This window comes from Streptomyces sp. TRM70350 (assembly GCF_019219825.1).
GTDB lineage: Bacteria > Actinomycetota > Actinomycetes > Streptomycetales > Streptomycetaceae > Streptomyces.
The window spans coordinates 49942-71321 of sequence record NZ_JAHUXH010000025.1 but is presented as its reverse complement, the minus strand read 5'-3'; the positions used below and the strand labels follow the sequence as shown (position 1 = coordinate 71321).

The following is a 21380-nucleotide window of genomic DNA, read 5'->3' as shown; positions in this document are numbered from 1 at the left end:
CCCGCTCGGCGGTCACCGAAAGGAGCGCGTTGGTGAAACAGCCTCTGCCCTCCGTCGCCGAGGAACCGGACGATCTCGTACGGGCCCTCAGAGCCGCCGGGATCATGGACGAGCGGCTGCTGGAGGCCGTGCGGGCGACACCCCGGGCGGGATTCGTCCCGGCCGGTCAGGTGGCTGCCGCCTACCGGGACGTGCCCGTCGCCATCGGGCAGGGACAGGTCACCACACAGCCCTCGCTGTCCGCCATGATGATCGAGGGCCTTGGTCTCGGTGGCCACGAGCACGTCCTGGAGATCGGTACAGGTCTGGGCTTTCAGACCGCTCTGCTCGCCCGACTGGCTGCGGACGTGGTCAGCATCGAGGTACGGCCGGGGATAGCCCGGCAGGCTCGCGTGAACCTGGCGCGTGAGGGCGTGCGGAACGTGGAGCTGCGCGTCGGCGACGGCAGCGCCGGCGTGCCGGACCGGGCTCCCTACGACGCTGTCCTCGTGTCGGCCGCTTTCCCCCAGGTGCCCGCACCGCTGGTCGCACAGGTACGGCGGCACGGCCGCCTGGTGCAGCCGATCGGGCCGGGCGGGCACGAGCAGGTGGTGTGCTTCGAGCGCACCGCATCGGGGTTGGATCGGCTGCGGGTGCTGACCCCGGCCTGCTTCGTCCGGTTGCAGGGGCGATACGGATTCCCCCTGGACGAGGCGGAGTAGCTGTGAGGAGTTCCTCGACCGGACCTCCCTCCCTACGCGTCCTCGGCGCGCACGATCGCCAGCGTGATGTTGTCAGGGCCGCCTGCCGCGATGGCGGCCTTCCACAGCTCGAAGGCCGCCCGGCCGTCGTCGTGCTCCCGCATCACCTCGTCGAGTACGTCCGTCGGCACAGGATCGGTCAGGCCGTCGGTGCGGATGAGATAGCGGTCGCCGGGAGACAGGGACCCGGCCGTCACGTGGGGGTGGATGGCGCGACAGGCCAGGCTGCCGCCCAGGCACTGGGTGACGAGGGAGGTGGTGCGCCGCCCGGGTTCGGGCGGGGGTCTGTCGTCGACGCTCACCTGGCGCAGCCCGTCGCGGGAAGCGGCGAAGACCCGGCTGTCGCCCACGTTGAACGTCAGCAGCGAGCCGGGCTGCACGACGGTGCCGGCGACCGTCGTCCCCATGGCGGCGAGCTCGCTTCCCTCGTCGCCGCCGACGGCCTCGTACACGGCGCGGTTGCAGGCGTTCAAGGCGTCTCGGACGGCGTCCTCGCTGCTCAGGGCGGGGCCGATGGCCGCGATCCGGCGAACGACCAGCGCGCTGGCCACGTCGCCGCCAGGATGCCCGCCGAGCCCGTCGGCGACGGCGACGACCAGCGGCGTCCCGAGCGGGAAGTACAGGCTCTGCGGACTCTCCGTCACCGTGGCGCACAGGGTCCACGGGCCGACCACCCGGCTGTCCTCGTTCTGTCGCGGAGCAGCCCGGGATGACTGAGCGAGCGATTCCTTCATGGGGAGCGGGGGCTTCAGCCGGGCAGCGGCCCGGCACCACCCGTCAGAGTTCATACAGAGTTCCTGCACAAACATGTTCGAGGTCGGCAGGTTCTGTTTAGGCTGTGGTTCATCGCATGGGCGGCCGCAGACTGACTACGGGTGACCACCGGGGCGGCCAACTGGGGCACAACCGCGGGGGGACCGCTTGGGAAGCAACGAGATGGCGGTGTTAGGCGTGTCCTCATCGGAAGAGGAGATGTACCGGCACTTCCTGAGGCATCCGGACACGTCCGTGGATGACATCCATCTGCGGCTGCACATGGACACGGATCTGGCGCGTGTCTGTCTGGACCGGCTGCAGGAGCTGGGGCTGCTCAGTCCCGCAGGCGCGGACGGATCGGTCTGCCCCACAGACCCGGAGGTGGCGCTGGCCAGGCTGGTGGACCTGCGGCTGCAGGCCCTCCATCTGGAGTTCCAGCGCCTCACCCGCTCCCGGCACATGGTGGACGGGCTGCGCGCGGAGCTGGGTTCGCGCAGTCCCTGCCCGCAGGGCATCGAGCAGTTGGAGGGCCTCGCCGAGATCCGCGACCGCATCGACTGCCTGGCCTTCTTCGCCCGCGACGAGATTCTCTCCGTGGAGCCGTACACAAGACTGTCACCGGAGAACATCGAGCGGTCACGGCCGTTGGACCTGCGCTGTCTGCGCCGCGGGGTACGGATCCGCAACGTCGTGCTGCGCAAGGCCTTGCAGGACAGGCCGACCGCCGACTACTTACGGGAACTGGCCTCCCACGGAGCCGTGATCCGAGTGGTCGAGGACACCAGTGAGCGCATCCTTGTCTACGATCGCTCGGCCGCCCTGGTGCCGCTGGATCCGCAGAACACCTCGCGCGGTGCGTTACTGGCGCACAAGAGCGGGATCGTCGTCAACATCATCGCCCTGTTCGAGAAGATCTGGGCGGAGGCCGAGGACCTGGCGTACTGGGAGGCGACGGACGGCACGGGCCCGGCTTCCGGTCTGTCGGAGACCGAACAGCAGGTGCTCGTTCTGATGTGCTCGGTCGGCAAGGACGAAGCCGGCGCCCGGGAGTTGGGGGTTTCGGTGCGCACCTACCGGCGTTATGTCGCCGATCTCATGGAGAGACTCGGCGCCGTCAACAGGGCGCATGCGGCACTGCTGGCACGCGAGCGCGGCTGGATCTGACGCCGCGTCCGGCAGGAAACCGTCGGCCGGTCAGCCGGTCAGTTCTCCTGGGACCAGCCGTACAGGGCCGTGTCGGCGAGCACCTCGGCCATCGCGCGCCGCACCGTGTTCCGATCGCCTCCGCGGCCCGGCTCGACCCACAGCCGGACCCGGTCGGGGCTGACATCGAAGGTGCAGGACCAGTCGGCCGGCAGGAGTCCCAGCAGCCGTACCACCGTGGTCTCCCCGGAGGGTGCCGAACGGTCCCGGCGGACGGTGACGACCTCCACCGCCCTCCGGATGTGACCGGGCGTCAGCATGTCCGCCGTCCCGTGTCCGGCAGGTCCGGCTCTCCTGTGTCTGCCCTGCGCAGGATGTGCCGGGCGGCAGCGGTCATCGCCGCTATTCCGGTCGGCAGCGCGGTGCGCAGGTCGGGGGCGAAGTCCGGCGCGTGGTTCGACGGCGGCGGTGCGCCGCCGTCCAGGGCGGTTCGCCACTGGCGGGCGCCGGTCACGCCCAGCATCCAGTAGGCCGTGCGCACACCGTCGGCCTCGGTGCCGAACCATGGGAAGTCCTCGGTGGCGGTCGCAGGTTGCCAGTCGACCACCCGATGCGCACCGAACAGATCCTCGTGCGCCCGGCGGACGGCCGCGGTGGTGGTGGCGTCGGGCAGCAGCACGGGAGAACGGGCGGTGACGACGAACTCGGGGTCCTTGGGGCAGCCGGAGGCCGCGCACTCGGCCCGTACGATCCGTTCGACGGCCGCCGTGACCCGGTCCAGTGCGGCGTCGGAGAAGGCCCGTACGCACAGGCTCAGCTCCGCCTCGTCCGGGATCACGTTGCCCCGCTGTCCCGCGTGCAGCGAGCCGACCGACAGGACGACCTGCTCCGCCGGTGCGGTCTCCCGCGACACGACCGTCTGCAGGCGCAGTACGACGGCGGCGGCGGCCGGCACCGGGTCGACGGTCAGCTGCGGGGCACCGGCGTGGCCGCCGCGTCCGTGGATGATCACGTCCATGGCCGTGCTGCCCGCCAGCAGCGGCCCCCGCCCGTGGGCCACCGTCCCCGCGGGCAGCGGGGCGCTGTGCTGGGCCAGGACGACCTCGGGGGTGCCGAAGCGTTCGTACAGGCCGTCCGCCCGCATCGCGCGTGCCCCGGTGAGCGTCTCCTCCGCGGGCTGGCCGACGACCAGCAGTGTGCCGCTCCAGGCCGCACGGTCACCGGCCAGTTGGGCGAGCGCTCCCGCCGCCGCGGCCATGTGCAGATCGTGACCGCAGGCGTGCATGACGCCCGGCACGGTACTCGCGTACGGCACGCCGGTCTGTTCGTCGACCGGCAGTGCGTCGAGTTCGGCGCGCAGCATCACCGTCGGCCCGGGACCGTTGCGCAGGACGCCGACGACGCCGTGGCCCCCGACCTCGCGCGTGACCGTGCAGCCGTACCGCTCCATCCAGCGGGCGAGGCGGGCCGCGGTGCGGCTCTCGGCGCCCGAGAGCTCCGGGTGGGCGTGCAGATCGAGGTAGAGCTCGATCGCCGACCGCAGCACGTCCCGCGGAACGCCTGCTGTTCCTGTTCCGTCCACCGTACTCACCTCCTCATTCCCCGCACGGGCTCGGGGCCCCATGCTCGCGAGCGTGCGGCCCGGGTGTTCCAGACCGCTGTCGGGTCGCTGTCAGGGGGTGTCAGTGAACTGACAGCGAGCGCCGGGCCGATCTGACAGCAGCCCCCTGTGCGATGGAGTCATCGCAAGGGGAACACCGCCGGAGAGGCCGGCGGGCCCCGCTGACGAAGGAGCACACCATGGCCCCGAAGACCGAGCTCGCCACCCTCGCCGACGAGATCCTGGAGCTGGAGGCCGAGACCTTCGAGATCTCCGACTACTCGGACGCGGCCGAGGTCGTCCTCGCCGGTTCGACGTCCTCCTCCTCGACGTCGACCTGCTCCAGCACCACCAGCACCACCTCCTGCAGCGCCTGATCACGCGCCTGACCTGATCGGCAGCCCCTTCCACGGCCGAACCCGCTGGAAGGGGCTGCCGGACGTTGGCGTGTGCTGGAAGCGCCCCCGAAGGCGGCCCCTCACGGGAAGGGATGCGGTACGACCTTGATGTCCGCGTCACCCAGATCGTCCGCACGCCGTCCCGCCGTCCGCAGCCCGGTCCGCAGCCGCGGCATCAGCAGGGCGCGCTGACGGCTCCAGCCGAAGTCGAGCGGCAGCAGGCCGGGAACGGTCGTACTGACCGTGTGGAGCCCCATCCGGTGCTGCTCGGGGGTGGTCTGGTCGACGGCGATCACATCGTGCCCGGTGCGTATCAGCTCGTCCCGCACCAGCCCCAGGTCGTCGAGGAGGTCTCCGGTGCGTGGCCGCCGTTCCTCCCAGTCCCGGTACAACTCCACGAGCGGCAAAAGGGCCGTGGGTTCCAGGTACTCCCGGGCGTGCTCCGTCATCACCGGCAGCCCGTAGAGCTGGGCGTGGTCCTTCAGGTGCAGCACCTTGGTGAAGTCCCCTGTCATCTCCTCCAGTTCGCTGTGCCGCTCGGCGACCTGGTAGGGCAGGTGCGGGATGTAGGTCAGCACCTCGGAGAGGGCGGAGTCGACGGTCCGCTCCGGGTCGAAACCGGCCGCCGCGCTGAACGAGAGGGTGCCGTAGCCGCCGTCGCGCCTCACCGCCAGGGCGGTGACGACCGGGACGGCGAGGTCCATCCGGGTGTCGAAGGCGTGCACGTCGTAGCCGTGCAGGGCGGCCCGGTCAAGCATCGACCGGATGGTGCCGCCGCGGCACGAGTCCAGGTCGATCTCGGTGAGGCGGGCCCGGCCGTACCAGGCGAGCAGGAACGCGTCGCGCTCGATGAGTTCCAGCAGGCCGTGGAGGATCGCCTCTTCCAGACTGCCGCCGGTGGCACAGCCGTTGGAGCACTCGAAGACGAAGTTGTCGGCGTCCACGCCGGCGCCGTAGTGCGCGAGCCTTGCCGGAACGAGGATCGGGCGGTCGTCGCGCAGGGAGTGGCCCCATACCCAGGGAATCTCCCGGTCCGGATCGAAGGGACTGACGAGATGGTCCCGCGCATAGGTCTCCGGAGCGTAGAAGCCGCACTCCGCGGGGTTCAGCGCGCGGTCCGCGAGCTGGTGGTACGAGCCGGTGACCGGGGTGGTGCCGCGCCGCCGGTGGGTGCCGGCGTACCGTTCCAGACCTTCCAGGTAGGCCAGGGTGCGGCTGGTGCGGTAGCTGTTGGCCTGTCCGCTCCAGGTGACGTCGTTGAGCCCGGCGTAGCCGCGGACGAAGTTCGTGCCGGCCACCGGGGCGGTCGTGGTGGAGGCGGGGTTGATCCAGGTGTCCGAACCGAGGGCGCCGCAGACCGGGTTGGCCAGGGCGGCGGTCGGCAGGGGGTAGGAGTCCAGGGACCGCAGCCGGTAGCCGTCGGGGTCCGGTTTGCGGGCCGGGCCCAGCCGCATCCGGGCGGCGTCGGCCGTGTCGGGGCGCGGTCGCACGCAGGCCGGGCACAGCGGCTCCGGCAGCAGCGGGAAGCCGGCGGTGGCGAGAGTGCCGAGGTCGACGCGGGTGACGCGCGGCAGTGCGCGGTCGGCCGCGGTGGCGTCCGACGCGGTGGCGTCCGACGCGGTGGCGTCCGACGCGGTGCGGTCGCCGGTGAACACGGCCCGGTACGCGGCCCAGACCGCCTCGACCGCGTAGTCGGTGAACACCGGCCAGCGCGCTGCGCCGCGCGGTTCGTAGCCGAGTTCCATGGCCTCTCGCTCGGAGCGGCTGCGCAGCCGCTGCCAGCGCATGGCGAGGCACTGCCCGCATGCCGCACTGCCCGCCTCCCCTCCCGAGGGGCCGATCAGCACGGCGCGGGCGGTCAGCTGGACGGTGGCCACGGGCCGGACCGCGGCGTACGGGTCGGGGTGCCCGAAGCCCAGCGTGTCGGCGGCACCGAGCGGTACGACCAGTGGGGCGGGAAGCCCACAGGCGCCCTCGTCCTGGGCAACACCCCTGCCCTGTGCGTCCCGCCCGCCCCGCGCCGGGCGCTCCGTCTCGTGACGTGCCGACAGCGCGCGCTGCAGCGCGGCACGGCCCGCTTCCAGCGGCGCGTCGGCGGGGACGTCGGCGACAAAGGCTCCGGTGGCGGAGCCTGCGGTGGGGGCCGATTCCGTCGCGGTCGCCGTCATGACTTGTCGCTCCAGCGGAACGTCCTCAGCGCGGCGGCGCAGAAGACGAGGGCGAAGGCGGCGAGCACGCCACAGGCCACGGCGATGTCTCCTGCCGCGTCGGTGCCGGTCAGCGCCGCGGAGATGCCGTCGTTGAGGTAGCGCAGCGGAAGTGCCCGGGACAGGGTCTGCATCCAGTCCGGCATGGCGTCGAGCGGGAAGAACGATCCCGACAGGAACGCCATGGGGATCATCAGGCAGTTCGCGACCGCGGCGACGGCCTCCGGGGTCCTGGCGTACGAGCCGACGAGGACGCCGACGGCCAGGAAGGCGGTGATGCCGAGCACCAGCACGGGCAGCGCCAGCGGCCAGCTCCCCGACAGGCTCAGCCCGAAGGACGGCAGCACGGCGACGGCCACGAACAGCACCGCCTGCACCGCTCCGACGCCGAGGGCGAGGACGTAGCGGGAGGCGAGGACGGCCGGCAGCCGGGTGGGCGTCATCCGGATGAGCCGCAGGATGTCGTCGCGGCGCCACTGCATGAGGGTGAAGCCGACGCCGAAGACGGCGGCGTTGGCAACGCCCCAGGACAGCACGCCGGGGGCGATGTAGTTGATGTACGGCTTCCCGCTCTGCTCGACCTCCTGACCGTGGAAGATCAGCCCGAAGACGACCAGGAAGAGGAGGGGGAAGGCGAAGGTGAAGAAGAGGGTGGTCCTGTCACGCGTGTAGGCCCGGTATCCGGCCTGGCTCAGCGCGGCGTATGCGCTCATGGTCCTGTGCTCCGTTTGCGGTGGATGGTGTCCGGCCGGTCGGGGCCGGGTGCGCTCCGAGGCCCCTGCCGGGCTACGACTGGGCCCTGCCGGTGAGTTCGAGGTAGACGTCTTCGAGGCTCGCGGTGCGGGTCTGGACGCCCTGGAGTCCGGCGATCTCGTCGATGGCCGCCAGCACCGGCCCGGAGTCGAGGGTCTCCAGCACGATCGCGTCGGCCTCCTGGACGACGCGGTCCACGCCCGGGATGGCCCGGGCCGCGGTGAGGGTCAGCCGTTCGGCGGGGACCAGGAGCCGGGTGGTGGGGCTGCCCGCCGCCACCAGCCGCCGCGGGGTGTCGAGCGCGGCGATCCGGCCGTGGATCATGATGGCCACCCGGTCGCAGAGCGCCTCGGCCTCGTCCAGGTGGTGGGTCGTGTAGACGATGGTCCGGCCGGCGCGCTTGAGGTCGCGCAGCACCTCCCACAGGGCGCGCCGGGCCTGCGGGTCGAGGGCGGCGGTGGGCTCGTCGAGGAAGATCAGCTCCGGGTCGTGGACCAGGGCGGAGGCGATGGCCAGGCGCTGGCGCTGCCCGCCGGACAGGTCGTCCACCCGGTGGTCGCCCTGCTCGGTCAGCCCGACCCGCGCAAGGGCACGCTCGGCCGCCTCCCGGTCGGTCCGGTAGAGGGCGGCCACGGTCCGCAGGTGCTCGCGGGCGGTGAGCCGTACGAAGAAGGCTGACGACTGGGTCTGCACGCCGAGCCTGGGCAGCAGGCCGACGTTGCGGGGCCAGGGCCGCTCGCCGAGGACCGACACCGTGCCGGAGTCGGCCTGCCGCTGTCCCTCCATGATCTCGACCAGGGTCGTCTTGCCCGCGCCGTTCGGCCCCAGCAGTCCGAAGAACTCGCCGCGTGCCACGGTCAGCGAGATGTCGTCGACGGCCTGGATGCCTCCGTAGCGCTTGTGTACGCCCTCCAGGACGACGGCCGGGTCATCCTGGGCGGTGGTGGGGGTCATGGGACTCTCCTCAGTCGTAGTGCTCTTGGTGCCCGCGGTGGTCACGGTGGTCATGGCGCGGTGAGCAGGAAGTGGGTGACGGCCGCCACGGCCGCGGCGAGCGCGCCGAGGACGAGCAGGCTGCCCAGGCCGTAGGCGGTGTACACGATGCGGGCGCGGCGCGGATAACCGGCCGCGGCCGGGTCGCGGCGGAGGGCCAGACGCAGATAGGTACTGCTGGACGCGGCCAGTTCGGTCGCGCCCAGCAGTTGGGCGGCGACCTTGTATCCGTCGAGCGGGGGAAGCGGGACCAGCATGGCGAACGCCTGGACGCTGCCGAGGAACAGCAGCGCCGCCAGGGCGTCGTGGGTGGCCTGGTCGAGCGGTGCCAGCAGCCAGAGCGCGAAGAAGGGCAGCAGGAACAGCAGGTTCGCCACCGCACCGGCCAGTGCCGTGGCCACCCGGTGCCAACGTGTTCGCAGGTAGAGGAAGTTGTCGACGACGCAGTACATGATCACCGAGGGCAGCCGCCAGCGCAGGCCGATCTCGGCGACCCGTCCTCCGTAGTGCTTGGCCACCACGCCGTGGGCCAGCTCGTGCAGGGCGGTGCTCAGCCACAGCAGGGCGCCCGTCGCGGTCAGCAGGACCGGGTTCGTGAACGTCTCCCGGGTGGCCAGGACGAGTTCGCCCGTGTGCAGGGCCGCGACGATCTCCATGACGGCCACCAGGGTCAGCAGCGGCACCATCGTCCAGGGGGACAGCAGGGAGCGGACCGCGCGGTGCAGCCGGGTGGCGGTCGCGTCGGCGTCGGCGACGAGCGGGAGCGTGCCCCGCAGCAGCCGCCGTTCGGACCTCGCCGCCTCGGCCGGCGCCCGGTCCGGTGCCGGTGCCGGTGCCGGTGCCCCGGCGAGCAGGCCGCGGGCGCCCAGCATCCGCAGCAGCTGCTGCCAGTTGGCGTCGGCCAGACGGCGTCCGTACTGGCGGGCGTACTCCGCGCCGATCTCCTCCAGGTTGCGGGTGCCGTCCATCCGGGAGATGAGGAAGTGTTCCCTGGCACCGACCTTGAAGGACTGGCCGCTGCCCGTGTCCTTGATCAGGTGCACGGTCCGGTCGCCGAGCAGCAGCGCGTCGGTGACCAGCACGTCCGGCTTCAGCTCGGGGCGGTACTGCGCCCGGGAGGCCGGGGCGCTCATGTGCCGGCCTCCGTGGGCTCCGCCTCCGCGATCGTCTCACGCAGGCTGCGGCCCAGGACGTGCGCGAGGTACGCCTCGTCCCGGATGGTGACGTGCAGCCGATTGTTGGTCATGTGCATGTAAGGGGAGAGGAGCAGGGGCAGCGCCACCGCCGGATCGGTGACCGTCTCCTCCCGCTCGCCGTCCCAGGACCGGAACACGAGGTCGCCGGCGACCGCCAGCGACCGGGCCCGGTCCCGCAGTTCGGCGCAGTGCTCGGCCCAGCCCGCCAGGAAGGCCGGCAGCCGTCCGGGCTCGCCCCGGCCCACGGCGGCGCGGACCCCGGCGAAGCGGTCGGCGAGGCGGGGGGCCATCGCCGCGTAGGTACGGTCGTACTCCTCGCTGCCGATGAAACCGGTGCCGGGGAACGCCTTGTGCCAGAACTCGTAGTAGCTGTCCAGGTAGTCGGCCAGCTCCCGCTCGTCGGGCAGGAAGCACCCGGACATCACCATCATCAGCTGGGCCGCGGTACCGAGCAGGACCGTGCGCAGATGCAGGTTCTTGGTGCGGAAGGCGTCGATGACCATGTCGCTGGAGTGCCGGAAGTGCCACTCGGCCAGCTCGACACCCGCCGGGCCGCCGTACTTGCCGTACTCCGGTTCGTACGGCTCCGCGCTGCGGGAGTTGTTGGGCCGCAGGTTCATCCGCCCCTGGTCGTCCAGGTACGGGGTGCGCTCGCTGCCCGGGAACTCGATCTCGAAGAGGGTGTTGTAGAAGTCGTTGAGGAAGCCCGAGTCCACCTCGTACAGCGCGGGGCGGGCGGCGAGGAAGGCGTCGAGCGCCTGTTCGGTGCGGCGCCGCACCTCCGCCTCGGCCTCGGGCGAGGCCGGCTTGACGCGCAGCCGCACATGCGGGCCCTCCAGCCAGTAGTTGATGAAGAAGTAGTTGGCGAGCAGCCCGTCCGCCTCCAGTTGGTCCACCAGCGGGCGGATGCAGTCGATCAGCAACGGGCGCGGGTTGGCGGCGTAGAAGACGTGCGTCGCCTGCCATGCGCCGGCGGCCGTGACAGTGGTGGTCATGAGGTGGTCCTCCGTCGGGTGGAGACGGCGGTCTCCACCGCCAGTTCGGCGACATGGCGGCCACGGCGGGAGACGGCGTGCAGACCGTTCTCGTCCGGGAGCATCTCCCGGAACACCACGCGGGCCTCGGGGCTCTTGAGCAGCGCTTCGAAGGCGGTCAGCGACAGCGGGCTGTCGAAGTCGAGGTACTGCGGCTTGGCGCCGGTCGCGCCCCGCGCTCCGCTGTCCGCGACGGTGGCGAAGACCCGGTCGGGCAGTCCGTGCGCCCGCCGGAAGCGGTGCCAGCCGAGGAACCACTCCGCCTCGGGCGTGCCGGGAGTGTGCAGCGGCAGCGCCGTGGCCGGTGCGCTCCAGCTGCGCCGGCTGAGCACGACGCTCGCGTGGCGCACCCGCGGACGCCGGGTCACTCCGTCCACCGGCTCGCTCTCCGGGACACCGCCCCAGACGTTGAGCGGCGCCATCGAGGTCGGGGAGAGCAACAGCAGGGTGCGGGGCAGCTCGGGCAGGGCGAGCGGCACGAGATAGCCGAAGTAGACGGGGACGACCTCCCGGTCCAGTCGTGCCGAGCGCAGCACCAGCCGGTCCTCCGCCTCGTCGTGCTCGACGGACAGGTCCGCCAGGCGCAGGCAGAACTCCTCGGGCAGGGTGCCCGTCTCGCCCGGGCAGACGATCTCGTAGTCGGTGAGCCGGTCGTGCAGATTGAGGTTGCTGGTGACCGGACCGCCGGTGACCTCGGCGAAGACCGCGTCGCCGGGCCGGACGCCCTCCGCGTCCCGGCGCAGCCGGTCGGCCAGGCCGTCGAAGCAGTGTGTGAACCGGCTGAACGGGAACGACAGTCCGCCGTAGGAGCGGTTGAGCACGACCAGCGGCTCCCCGGGGCCGTCGGCGAGCTGGAGGTGGTGGCTCATGGGCGCGAACCGCGGTGCCACACCGTTTAGTTCGTCCGCCACCGCGGCGAGGGCCTCCTCGTCGACGGTGATCTCCTCGGCCCCGTCCGCCGTGTCCCACAGGGCCCGCATCCGCGCCACGAAGGTCTGGCGTGCGGTGTCGAGCGCCTTCAGCTGGGGCAGGCCCAGCCAGTTCTCCTCCGGTACGTAGCGGCCCTCCTCGTCGAACGAGGTGCGGCCCGCCGTGAACGACATGTACTGGTCGAAGAAGTCCTCGTGGAAGTCGTGCACGAGCTTGAGCAGGTCGTCGCAGCGCCCGCCCTGCCCATGGCGGGCGAGGAAGAATCCCTTGAACGTGATGCGCTGCGGCAGGGTCAGGTCGAACGCGGGCAGGATCCGCTCCACCGCGTTCAGCGCGGCGGCCGGTTTCGCCCAGGCGTCCTCGCCGAGCACGACGTCCCGGCCCGCGGCTGCGTCCTCGTACAGCACGGTCTGCGGCACCCTGGCCCGCTGCGCACCCAGTTCCTCCTGCGCGGTGCGCAGCCCGTCGCGCAGCCGGGCCAGCAGTTCCCCGCGCTCGGCCGGGTCCGCGGTCGCGAAGCGGTCGACGCAGTCGGCCGGCTCGTCGAGGCGGTCCGCCAGCCGCGTGGCCCAGGGGCGTGCCAGAGCGCGCAGTGACTCCTGGAAGGACCGCAGCGGGTCGGTGTCGTGCACCTCGGTGCGCAGACAGGGCACCTGCACCAGGCCCAGGTCCAGCAGGACCTGAAGGTACTGCTCGACCTCCTCCTGCGGGGCGCCGCTGTCGGCGGCGAGCCAGGCGGACAGTTCGCCGTAGCGCAGGGTGCCGCGCTCCTCGAACAGGCCGAGCAGCCGTTCCAGCGTGCCGCTGCGGCGCAGGAAGAACAGCTGGTCCTTGACGGCGTCGAAGGTGACCGCGGTGTCGTCGTCCCCGGAGGTCACCCAGCGCCGCACGTAGCGCACCCGGTCGTCGTCCCGGCCCCAGCCGGTGGCCGGCGCCACCGGCAGATCGGCGCGGCGGGCGGGGTCGGCGATCACCGCCTCGGCGAGCCTGGCGACGGCGGCCACGCCGATCCGCGGGTGGCTGGTCCACTCGTCGTCGATGCGCACCTGCGGGCCGCCGGCGCCGAACTCGCCGAGGGCGACGCCGGTGAAGGTGCTGAAGGGGCTGGTCTTGCAGACCGTCCGGTACAGGTACGACAGCAGCGAGCGCTCGATCTTGCGCTGCTTCCTGCCGGGGCGGTCCGCCGGCGTCCGTGCGAAGGCGTCGAGTTGCGCGTCCAGCGTGGGCGAGGCCAGCAGCACCCCGGCGCGCAGCCGCTCCTCCCCCACCAGACGGCGCAGTTCGGCGCGGCTGCGCCCGGTCTCGGCGGCGAGCAGCATGGCGCCCTCGGCCTCCCGCGCCGCCAGCCGCCGCCGGCCGGCCAGCCACGCGGCGAGGCGTTCACCCGCGACCGGGTCCAGTCCCCGGACCAGGGCGAGGGCGGAGGCGCCGTCCTGGGGCAGCCGGTTGTTGAACACCTCGCGACGCAGCTTCAGCAGCCTGCGCCGCACCGCGTCGTCATCAGTGGAGCCGACCAGGGCGTACAGCAGATCGCCCACGGCCTCCCCCGAGGTGTGCGACTCCTGCGTCGCGGTGAGGACGTCGTCCGCCCATCGGCGGCTGTCAGGGCAGCGCAGGCCGTGCACGGTGTCGATGGGCAGTCCGGCGACCCGGAGCATGAACGGCATCGGATGGTCCCCCCTTCCGGTACTCGTCGGTTCAGGCGATCTCGTACCGGAAGTCGGCCGGGGCGGGCCGCTCGTTGCCGACCATCATGATCAGCAGCGGTGCCTCGCCGGTCTCCTCCAGGCCGAGTTCCTCGATGTACGAGATGTTGTCGAAGCCCAGCGCCACGCCGCAGCCGAGCTCCAGGGCGGACGCCGCGGTGTAGACGGCTTGCGAGACGGCGCCCACGGTGGCGTTGACCAGCCGGTAGCCGCGGTCGCCGACGGCGTCGAGGACGGCGCCCGTGCGGATCGTGGGCACCAGGACGGCACCGGCCTGTTCCAGGTTGTAGTTGGACAGGAAGTAGTTCTTCTGCAGGAACGCGCCCGGCCTGCCCTCCCGTACCAGCCGCAGCGCGTGCGCGTCCGAGTCGTATGCGTAGGCGCCCGGCGCCAGCCCGTCGACGTGGTTGACGAAGGCGTACAGCTTGGTCAGCCGGACATCCCCCGTGTCCCCGCCGAGCCGTGCCCCGGCCGTCGCCGCGGCCAGGCAGGCGGCCAGCCGGTCACCGGTCACCGGGCGGCTCGCGTCGAACCGGCCGAAGCTGCTGCGGCGCCGGCGCAGGGCCCGTCGTACGTCGGTGTCCAGCGGCCGGGCGGCGGGCAGCGGCACCCGGGTCCGGCCCGGGTCGGGCGGCGGCGCGGCGGCACGGGCGAGTGCGCCGGGAGCGGGCCGTGCGGTGGCGTCCCGGGAGGTGGCGTCCTGCATCCGGCGGACCGCGTCGAAGGTGAGGACGGTCCGGGAACGCTCCGCGTCCCGGTGCCGTACCGAGGCCGCCACGGGGGCCGAGGCAGCCGGTGTGCCCTGCCAGCGCAGCGGTACGACCGCGAAGATCCCCTCGTCCTCGCCGCGCACCCCGAGCAGCCGGGCCAGCCTCGCCTCGTCGAACCAGAGCGCCGGTTCGATCCCGAGCCCCCGCGCGCGGGCCCACATCCGCCAGGTCCCCACGACGGTGCCCACGTCCATGGTCACGGCGTGGAAGGAGAAGCTGTTGTACTTGAAGGCGTTCTGCCAGTACTTGATGCCGAGCACCAGGTACTGGTCGGTCGGCGCGCCGGGGGCGTCCTCGCCCAGGGCGGCGCGCACCTCGCCGGAGACGTCGCCGGTCAGCAGCCGCCGCATGGCGTGGTGCCGGGGCGAGTAGTGGTGCACCCCGGGAGGCAGCGGCCCGCTCGGCCCGGAGATCCAGTAGATGCTGACGGGGTAGAGGCCGCCGCCGGAGGCCGTGCCGCGCGACCAGTTGGCGTGCGGGTAGGAGGGCAGCGCGCTCAGGTCGGTGTTGGCCTGCACGCCGAGCCTGCGGCCGACCGGTCCATAGGAGTCGCGCAGCATGCCGGACAGCGCGTCCAGGTCGAACGGGCGGTCGCGGTCCGGGGTGTCGTACAGGCCGCGGTCCAGGGTGGCCTCAGCGGGACAGTCGCCGTCGGGCGGCAGCGGCACGTTGTCCACACCGGGGTAGAACTTGGTCTTGCGCGGGCTGTCGGTCCAGTTCGGCACGAAGTCGGCGGGTGCCATCGGAACCCGGCCGCGCTGCAGGATCGCAGCCGCGTAGTCATGGGCGTGTCCCATGGGGAAACTCCTCGTCGGTGTGCGGTCGGACGCGCGGTCACGGGAAGGGGTGGGGCGCGGGGTTGAGGTCGCCGGGCACCAGGTCGCGGTCGCGCAGTCCGGCCTCGCGCAGTGCGGTGCGCAGCCGGGGCATGCCCAGCGCGCGCTGCCGCGTCCAGCCGAAGTCGATGGGCAGCAGCCCGGGAACGATGACGCCGACCGTGGTCAGCCCCAGGTCCCGCTGCTCGGGCATGGTCTGGTCGACCACGATCACGTCGAATCCGGCATCCGTGACCGCCCTGACACAGCGCATCAGATCCTCGCGCAGGTCGTCGGAGACGGGCGGCACCGAACCGTTGCCGTAGAGCTCGGCCAGGGAGTGCAGGGGCGGGCGGGGGGCGCCCGGCGCGCCGATCAGGAAGTGGGCGTGGTCGCCCATCTCCGGGATGCCGTACGCCAGCGGGTGGTCGTGCAGTGCCTCGACCTTGCCGAAGTCCGTGGCCATGGCGCGCAGCCGGGCCTCGTCACGCTCGGTGCGGCCCTGGAGGTTGACGGCGTCGGTGCCGATCTCGCACAGCGCGCCGGCCAGCGCCGCCTCCGGGTCGAGTCCCGCGCCCGCGCCGAAGCACATCCGGCCGAGGCCGCCGTCGGGGCGTACGGCGACACCCGTGACGACAGGGATGGGGAAGGTGATCCGGGTGTCGAAGAAGCGGGCCTCGTAGCCGTACATCTCCAGCCGGTCGACCATCTGCCGGGTGGCGGGGCGGCGGCTGGTGCGCGGGTCGATCTCGGGCAGGGCCGCCCGCCCGTACCAGGTGAGCAGGAAGGCATCGCGCTCGACGACCTCCATCAGGCCCCAGTAGACGGCTTCCTCCAGACAGCCTCCGGTGGCGCAGCCGTTGGAGCTCTCCTGCACGAAGCGGTTCTCCAGGCCGGGCGCGTGGTAGTACGTCAGCACCTCGGGGACGAGGATCGGCTTGTGGTCGCGCAGGGAGTACCCCCACACCCAGGGGATCTCACGGTCCGGCGTGAAGGGCACGACCCGCGGGTTGGCGCGGTGGAACTCCGGCGAGTACAGACCGCACTCGCGGGCGTCGAGGGCGTGCTCGCCGCGCGCCCGCAGCGCGGTCAGGCTGTCGCGTACGCCGGGGATCCGGGCCCGCGCGCGCATGCCCGCGTACCGCTCCAGGCCCTCCAGTACGCCGATCCGCTCGCTGCGCGCGAAGGTGTCGGCGTGCCCGCCCCAGAAGGTCTCGCGCAGGTACTCCCCCGACCGCATGCTGAAACAGCCGATGGTGGCGGACGTGGACAGCGACGACACGTCGTGGACCACGGAGGGGCCGAGGGCTCCGCACACCGGGTTGGCGAACGGTTCGACGGGCAGCTCGTGGTCACCGATGTCGCGGACCCGGAAGGCTCCGGGCCGGTGCTTGGGTGCGGGGCGCAGGGTGAGCGTCGCCGCTTCGGCGGTGTCCGCCTCGCGCCGGCCGCAGCGCGGGCACTCCGGGTCGGGCACCAGCGGGTAGTGACGCACCATCAGGGACCCCAGGTCCACGAGGTGGACGGCGGGAAACGTCCCGGTGTCCGGCCCCGTGCCGTCGAGCCGGGCGGCGACCAGCCCGGCCAGCGCGGTCGCCGTGAAGGGCGTCGGATACGGCGGCTCACCCGCGGCCCGGGTGCCGGCGCCGAGTTCGAGTGCCTCCCGCAGCGCGACGGACCGTACGGCCTGCCAGCGGCGGGCGAGGCAGCGGGGGCAGGGCCGGTCGGATCCCCCCGCGGTGCCGGACCGGTTCCCGTCGCGGGCGGGAAAGGGGCCGACCACGGCGTGACGGCCGTAGAGCCGCACGGGTACCGAGCCGGGCGCGGCGTCCGGCTCCTCGTCGGCGAAGGCGTCCCGGACACCCAGCGTGCCGACGTCGAGTGGTGCCGCCAGGCCGTGTTCGGCGAGGCCACGGTGGAGCAGGTCCGCGAGGTTCCGGCAGGACCGCTCCCACGGGGTGGTGGTCTCAGTGGGCATCGGCGTCGCCCTCTGCTCCGGTGGTGAGCAGGATCCGGGCCGTGCTGATGCCGCCGGCGGGAAGGTCGGCCGGGGTGGTGGGCACGTGGAGGACGTCCCGCCCGGCGCCGCGCAGGCGGTCGAGCACCGCGTCGAACGTGGTGGCCTCGGCCTCCGCGACGACGCGCCCGCCCGTCACCGCGATCGTCGCCGGGGCCAGGTCCCGGACCAGGGGATCACCGGTGTCGACGGGGGCGCCGGTGTCCTCCGCCGCGAGCTGGGCCTGGCCGAGCAGGTCGCGCAGCGCCGCACAGGCCGCGGACCGGCGGGACAGGCCCGCGCCCACCGCCCAGCGGCCGCCCGGCTCGCGGGCGAGGACCACCTGGGCCGAGGATCGCGCTTGCTCGCCGAGGTCGACGAGCTCCGCCTCGATGTCCAGATTGCCGGCGGACTTCAGCAGGAAGACCAGCTCCGGGTCGGCGTCGGCGGTCACCGGGGCGGTGGTGGCGGTGCCGCGGACCGCGCGCAGCAGCGCGTCATGGGCCAGCGCCGAGAGCAGACCGCGCCCCGCCGCCTCCTGAGCCGTCCCACCGGCGCCGCTGCCCGCGCTCGTCGCCTGGTGCATCCGGTCCCGGTTGTACGCGCCGAAGGTGCGCACGGCGGCGGCAGGCACCCGGACCGGTTCCTTGGTGAGCAGGGAGGTCGCGGTGATCCAGGCGGTGACGTCCGCTTCCGTACGACCGGTTCCCGCGCCCGTCGTCAGTGCGTCGGGGCCGAGGGCCGTCGCCGCCGTCGGGGTCGCCGACGGCACCAGGGGCACCATGTGCTCGACGTACGTCTCGGCCGCCGCGTACAGCGCCCGCGTCCGCGCTCCCGCGAGGTGATGCACGTCGAAGGCGGCGATCCGGCGCGGTACGCCATGGCCGAGGGCGACCTCGACCCGGCTGATCTTCAGCGGGGTCTGGGTCAGCTCCTCGTCGTCGTAACGGCGGAAGACGCCGGTGTACGGGCGGACGAGCGCGGTGCTGACCCGGTTCAGCTCGTCCACCAGCGCCTGCGCCTCGCGGGCGGTGTCCACGGTCGGGGTGACCGGCAGCGCGAGTCCGCCGGGCAGCTCCGCAGCCGCTTCTCCGGCCTCGCAGGCGAGGGACGCGCAGCGGCGGCAACGCGGGTGGGGCTGGACGGGCTCGGCGATGACGTCCAGTGACTCCAGATCCTGGACGAGGACCTGACGGTCCGTCTCGGCGGGCAGCGCGCCCGTGACGACACGGAAGATCTCGTAGCCGAGCAGATTGCCCGACATCGCGGCGATGGGGCCGGTCAGCGGCCCGCCGGAGTCCGGCGCCGACGCGACGGTGCCGCCCGCGACCCCGCTCCAGAGGTCGGCCGCCGCGCCGGGGTCGACGTTCCCGCCGAGCCGCAGCACGGCGCAGCTCAGGCAGCCGGTGGAGGCGGCGGTGGACAGCGGGCCCGTGACGGCCCGGTCGCCGAAGGTCCAGGCGGGGATCAGGGTCTTGCCGCCGGGCACGCCGTCGGCCAGCAGCCGGTGGGCGCGGGCGGCGGCGTCCGCGCCGGTGACGACCACCACGTCGTACTCCGCGAGGTCCGCCCAGACCGCCCCCGCCGCGATCCGGTCGAGCCGCACCGCGCAACCGGCTCCGGTGGCCTCCTCCGCCTCCGACTCCACGTCGGGGAACCCGGCCGTGACACCGATCCGCGCGGAGCCGTTGCGGACCAGGCTCAGCGCGCACCAGCGGGCGACGGCGTCGTCGCCGAGCACCGCGACCGGGGTGTTCCTGAAGCGACGGAACCGCTGGGGCGCGCCGTCGACGTAGTGGTCGATGTAGGCGATCTGCGCGCCGAAGCGCCGCTCGACGTCGGTATGCCTGCCCTCGTCGTCACCGGCCTCGGCCTCGGGTATGTCGCGGGCGAAACCCCGCTCGTACAGCGTCCGGACCAGTTCGGCGGCCATGGCCCGCTGGGCCGGACCGAAACCCTGGCAGATCTCGCCCAGCCGGTGCCGCCCGGCGAGGTGCGGGACCATGAGGGCCGCGAAGCGGTAGGCGGTGCGGCCCGTGAGGTGGAAGCCGCCGTCTGCGTTGTGGAAGAGCACCCCGCCCGGGGTCTCGGTGAACAGCACGTCCCGGCGGATGCGGGGCCGGGTTCCGGCGAGCGCGTCGAACGCGTCGAACGCATCGGTCACTTCTTCGGCGAGGTCGGCCGCGTCAGCCGTCTCAGCGGCACCAGCAGTGCCAACCGTGTCAGCCACTTCAGCGGTGCCAGCAGTGCCAACCGTGTCAGCCACTTCAGCGATGTCAGCCGTGTCAGCCATGCAGGATCACACCTTCTCTTTCCGGTTCTGTCCGGTGTCGCGTCGGGTGTCGGGTCAGGTGTCGGTCTGGGCTCTCGGTCCGGCCGGTTTCGTTCGGGGCGAGTCGGCGTGCGTACACGCGCAGCAGGTCGTGCACCCGGTACGGGCCGGGCGGCCCTTCCTCCAGGAATCCGGCGTCGGCGAGCTGCTCCAGCAGGCTCTCGGCCTCGGCGGCGGCCACCCCGAGCACCGGCGCGCAGTCCTCGGCGCGGACCGTGCTCAGCGGCAGGCTCCCGATCCGCACGAAGGCCGCCGCGAGCCGGGGAGCCAACCGGTCGAGTGCCGCGTCGAGCACACGCTCGACGGACATCCGCGGGGAATCGGCCAGGGACAGCCGGGCCAGCGGATCGGCTGCCAGCCAGTCGACGCCGTCGGACAGGCCCAGCCCGGGGCGGGTCAGCAGCCGGGCCGCCATGATCCGCAGGGCCAGCGGATAGTGGCCGCAGGCCGCGGCGAGCCGCCGGACCGCCTCGGGCTCGGCCTCCACCCGCTCGGCGCCCAGCACGGCGAGCAGCAGACGGTACGCGTCCTCCGCGTCGAAGGTGGACAGCCGGTGCACCCAGCCGCCGTGGGTGGCGATCAGGCCCGCGAGCCCCATCCGGCTCGTGACGATGGCGGCGCTCCCCGGCCCGGCCGGCAGCAGCGGTCGCACCTGGTCGGCGTCCACCACGTCGTCGAGGACGAGGAGGGCCCGCTCACCGGGCCGACGGCCGTCCAGTGCCGCCGCCAGCTCCGCCGCGACCTCGTCCGCGCCGCGCGGAACGCCGTCCGGCCGGACCATCCGCACCAGCAGTCGGCCGGCCGGGAAACTGTCCCGCACGAGGTGGGCGACGTGGTGGGCGAGAGCCGACTTGCCGATGCCCGGCGCGCCGGACACCAGCACGGTCACGGGTTCGCCGTCGCCGCCCTCCGACGCGGTGAGCCGGGCCACCATGGCGGAGACCTCGGCCGCCCGGCCGGTGAACGACGGCACGCCGGGAACCGGGACCACCAGCGACGGTCCCGCGGACACCGGGGGCGGTGCGGTCGCCCGCTGTTCCGGTCGGCGTTGCCCGGCCGCTGCTGCCAGGTCCTCGCCCCGCAGGATGGCCAGCTCCAGTCGCTGCAGCGCCGGCGAGGGCTCCACGCCCAGTTCGTCGTCCAGGTATTCCTTGATGCGGCGGTACTCGGCCAGTGCCTCGGCCTGCCGACCCGTACGGTAGAGGGCCTCGATGAGTTGCTCCCGGAACCGCTCATGGCCGGGATGCTCCCTGGTCAGGCCCCACAGCTCCACGAGCGCCTCGCCGCAGTGCCCCAGCCGTAACCGCAGATCGCACAGGCGCTCCACGGTCCGCAGCCGTTCCTCCGCCAGCCGGGGCACCTCGTCCCGGTGCAGCACGTCCGAGCGGACGTTGGCCAGCAGCGGGCCCTGCCACAGCGCCAACGCGCCTTTGAGCAGCTGGAGTTCCGCCTCCGGATCGTGCCCCGCCTCTCCGGCCCGCGCCACCTGCTCGCGGAACGCGATCAGATCCAGGGCACGCGGCCCGGCAGTGATCCGGTAACCGCCGGGCACCGCCTCCACGGGCGTCTCGGTCACCCCATGCCGGGTGAAGAGCTGCCGCAGCCGCAGTACGCAGGTCTGGAGAGCGGCCTTGGCCGTGGCCGGCTGCTCCTCTCCCCAGATGCTCCGCTGCAGGTACTCGGCGGAGACCACGGTGTTGGCGTGGAGCAGCAGCACTGCCAGCAGAATGGTCGGCTTGGAGGGCGGCAACACGGCGGAGTCGGAACCGTCCGTGATGCTCAGCGGCCCAAGGATGCGAAACCGCATGACGTCTGCCTAGTCCCAGCCGTTGACCAGCGTGACGTTGACGCGCGTAGCGATGGACGACTTCTTACCGGACAGGCCCCTGTTACCGGTGTTTCCGGGCAGACTCCTGATCACCGTTTCCCCCATGAATGCGGCTCCTCACCGGATGACTTTCAGCCATTCAGACGATGCCAGCGCCGAAGCCGCACCAGGGGGCACATCAGT

15 protein-coding genes and 1 pseudogene are annotated in these 21380 nt (G+C 72.7%); 3 read left to right on the top strand and 13 right to left on the bottom strand.

Going from position 1 to position 21380, the window contains the following annotated elements; genetic code table 11:
- Nucleotides 1–32: 32 nt before the first annotated feature.
- Nucleotides 33–701, top strand: a complete 669-nt coding sequence (locus KWI83_RS28875; protein WP_308122237.1) for a protein-L-isoaspartate O-methyltransferase — start codon at nt 33–35, stop codon at nt 699–701.
- 32 nt (nt 702–733) lie between these two features.
- On the opposite strand, the pseudogene KWI83_RS28870 reads toward KWI83_RS28875, so the two are convergent.
- Nucleotides 734–1443: pseudogene (locus KWI83_RS28870) on the bottom strand (PP2C family serine/threonine-protein phosphatase).
- Between the two features lie 233 nt (nt 1444–1676).
- Between KWI83_RS28870 and KWI83_RS28865 the strand changes: the two are divergent.
- A complete protein-coding gene (locus KWI83_RS28865) occupies nt 1677–2660 on the top strand; it encodes a helix-turn-helix transcriptional regulator (protein WP_256362944.1) in 984 nt (327 codons plus the stop codon).
- A 38-nt stretch (nt 2661–2698) separates the two neighbouring features.
- Here KWI83_RS28865 and KWI83_RS28860 read toward each other — a convergent pair whose 3' ends face one another.
- Nucleotides 2699–2959 (bottom strand): hypothetical protein, encoded by a 261-nt coding sequence (locus KWI83_RS28860; protein ID WP_218517327.1) that lies wholly within the window; start codon nt 2957–2959, stop codon nt 2699–2701.
- Nucleotides 2953–4263 carry an amidohydrolase gene (locus tag KWI83_RS28855; protein WP_218517326.1) on the bottom strand — a complete coding sequence of 437 codons (1311 nt, stop codon included), beginning with the start codon at nt 4261–4263 and terminating at the stop codon, nt 2953–2955. Before KWI83_RS28855 ends, KWI83_RS28860 begins: the two co-directional genes overlap by 7 nt.
- 176 nt (nt 4264–4439) lie before the next feature.
- Between KWI83_RS28855 and KWI83_RS28850 the strand changes: the two genes are divergently transcribed.
- Nucleotides 4440–4616, top strand: a complete 177-nt coding sequence (locus KWI83_RS28850; protein ID WP_218517325.1) for a thiazolylpeptide-type bacteriocin — start codon at nt 4440–4442, stop codon at nt 4614–4616.
- Nucleotides 4617–4717: 101 nt separating this feature from the next.
- On the opposite strand, the gene KWI83_RS28845 is transcribed toward KWI83_RS28850, so the two are convergent.
- The 10 genes from KWI83_RS28845 to KWI83_RS28800 all read right to left on the bottom strand — a co-directional run bounded on the left by KWI83_RS28845 (nt 4718) and on the right by KWI83_RS28800 (nt 21176).
- The gene (locus KWI83_RS28845) at nt 4718–6805 is read right to left on the bottom strand and encodes a TOMM precursor leader peptide-binding protein (RefSeq protein WP_218517324.1); all 2088 of its coding nucleotides are present in this window, start codon (nt 6803–6805) and stop codon (nt 4718–4720) included.
- Nucleotides 6802–7557 carry an ABC transporter permease gene (locus KWI83_RS28840; protein ID WP_218517323.1) on the bottom strand — a complete coding sequence of 252 codons (756 nt, stop codon included), beginning with the start codon at nt 7555–7557 and terminating at the stop codon, nt 6802–6804. The genes KWI83_RS28845 and KWI83_RS28840 overlap by 4 nt, the downstream gene beginning before the upstream one ends.
- 73 nt (nt 7558–7630) lie before the next feature.
- Nucleotides 7631–8551: an ABC transporter ATP-binding protein gene (locus KWI83_RS28835; RefSeq protein WP_218517322.1), complete on the bottom strand. Its 921-nt coding sequence runs from the start codon at nt 8549–8551 to the stop codon at nt 7631–7633.
- Nucleotides 8552–8601: 50 nt separating this feature from the next.
- Nucleotides 8602–9723, bottom strand: coding sequence for a M50 family metallopeptidase (locus tag KWI83_RS28830; RefSeq protein WP_218517321.1), 1122 nt, complete (start codon nt 9721–9723; stop codon nt 8602–8604).
- Nucleotides 9720–10781 (bottom strand): lantibiotic dehydratase C-terminal domain-containing protein, encoded by a 1062-nt coding sequence (locus KWI83_RS28825; RefSeq protein WP_218517320.1) that lies wholly within the window; start codon nt 10779–10781, stop codon nt 9720–9722. The genes KWI83_RS28830 and KWI83_RS28825 overlap by 4 nt, the downstream gene beginning before the upstream one ends.
- Nucleotides 10778–13417: a lantibiotic dehydratase gene (locus KWI83_RS28820; RefSeq protein WP_256362943.1), complete on the bottom strand. Its 2640-nt coding sequence runs from the start codon at nt 13415–13417 to the stop codon at nt 10778–10780. The genes KWI83_RS28825 and KWI83_RS28820 overlap by 4 nt, the downstream gene beginning before the upstream one ends.
- 31 nt (nt 13418–13448) lie before the next feature.
- Nucleotides 13449–15023: a SagB family peptide dehydrogenase gene (locus KWI83_RS28815; RefSeq protein ID WP_218517319.1), complete on the bottom strand. Its 1575-nt coding sequence runs from the start codon at nt 15021–15023 to the stop codon at nt 13449–13451.
- A 37-nt stretch (nt 15024–15060) separates the two neighbouring features.
- Nucleotides 15061–17019: a TOMM precursor leader peptide-binding protein gene (locus KWI83_RS28810; protein WP_218517318.1), complete on the bottom strand. Its 1959-nt coding sequence runs from the start codon at nt 17017–17019 to the stop codon at nt 15061–15063.
- Nucleotides 17009–19330 carry a TOMM precursor leader peptide-binding protein gene (locus KWI83_RS28805; protein ID WP_218517317.1) on the bottom strand — a complete coding sequence of 774 codons (2322 nt, stop codon included), beginning with the start codon at nt 19328–19330 and terminating at the stop codon, nt 17009–17011. Before KWI83_RS28805 ends, KWI83_RS28810 begins: the two co-directional genes overlap by 11 nt.
- Nucleotides 19323–21176: an AfsR/SARP family transcriptional regulator gene (locus tag KWI83_RS28800; RefSeq protein ID WP_218517316.1), complete on the bottom strand. Its 1854-nt coding sequence runs from the start codon at nt 21174–21176 to the stop codon at nt 19323–19325. The genes KWI83_RS28805 and KWI83_RS28800 overlap by 8 nt, the downstream gene beginning before the upstream one ends.
- Nucleotides 21177–21380 lie beyond the last annotated feature (204 nt).

Bases quoted from the DNA above. Each gene is read 5' to 3' on its own strand.
- KWI83_RS28865 (WP_256362944.1), top strand. From the start codon at position 1,677: ATGGCGGTGTTAGGCGTGTCCTCATCGGAAGAGGAGATGTACCGGCAC.
- KWI83_RS28860 (WP_218517327.1), bottom strand. From the start codon at position 2,959: ATGCTGACGCCCGGTCACATCCGGAGGGCGGTGGAGGTCGTCACCGTC.
- KWI83_RS28855 (WP_218517326.1), bottom strand. From the start codon at position 4,263: ATGGGGCCCCGAGCCCGTGCGGGGAATGAGGAGGTGAGTACGGTGGAC.
- KWI83_RS28850 (WP_218517325.1), top strand. From the start codon at position 4,440: ATGGCCCCGAAGACCGAGCTCGCCACCCTCGCCGACGAGATCCTGGAG.
- KWI83_RS28845 (WP_218517324.1), bottom strand. From the start codon at position 6,805: ATGACGGCGACCGCGACGGAATCGGCCCCCACCGCAGGCTCCGCCACC.
- KWI83_RS28840 (WP_218517323.1), bottom strand. From the start codon at position 7,557: ATGAGCGCATACGCCGCGCTGAGCCAGGCCGGATACCGGGCCTACACG.
- KWI83_RS28835 (WP_218517322.1), bottom strand. From the start codon at position 8,551: ATGACCCCCACCACCGCCCAGGATGACCCGGCCGTCGTCCTGGAGGGC.
- KWI83_RS28830 (WP_218517321.1), bottom strand. From the start codon at position 9,723: ATGAGCGCCCCGGCCTCCCGGGCGCAGTACCGCCCCGAGCTGAAGCCG.
- KWI83_RS28825 (WP_218517320.1), bottom strand. From the start codon at position 10,781: ATGACCACCACTGTCACGGCCGCCGGCGCATGGCAGGCGACGCACGTC.
- KWI83_RS28820 (WP_256362943.1), bottom strand. From the start codon at position 13,417: ATGCCGTTCATGCTCCGGGTCGCCGGACTGCCCATCGACACCGTGCAC.
- KWI83_RS28815 (WP_218517319.1), bottom strand. From the start codon at position 15,023: ATGGGACACGCCCATGACTACGCGGCTGCGATCCTGCAGCGCGGCCGG.
- KWI83_RS28810 (WP_218517318.1), bottom strand. From the start codon at position 17,019: ATGCCCACTGAGACCACCACCCCGTGGGAGCGGTCCTGCCGGAACCTC.
- KWI83_RS28805 (WP_218517317.1), bottom strand. From the start codon at position 19,330: ATGGCTGACACGGCTGACATCGCTGAAGTGGCTGACACGGTTGGCACT.
- KWI83_RS28800 (WP_218517316.1), bottom strand. From the start codon at position 21,176: ATGCGGTTTCGCATCCTTGGGCCGCTGAGCATCACGGACGGTTCCGAC.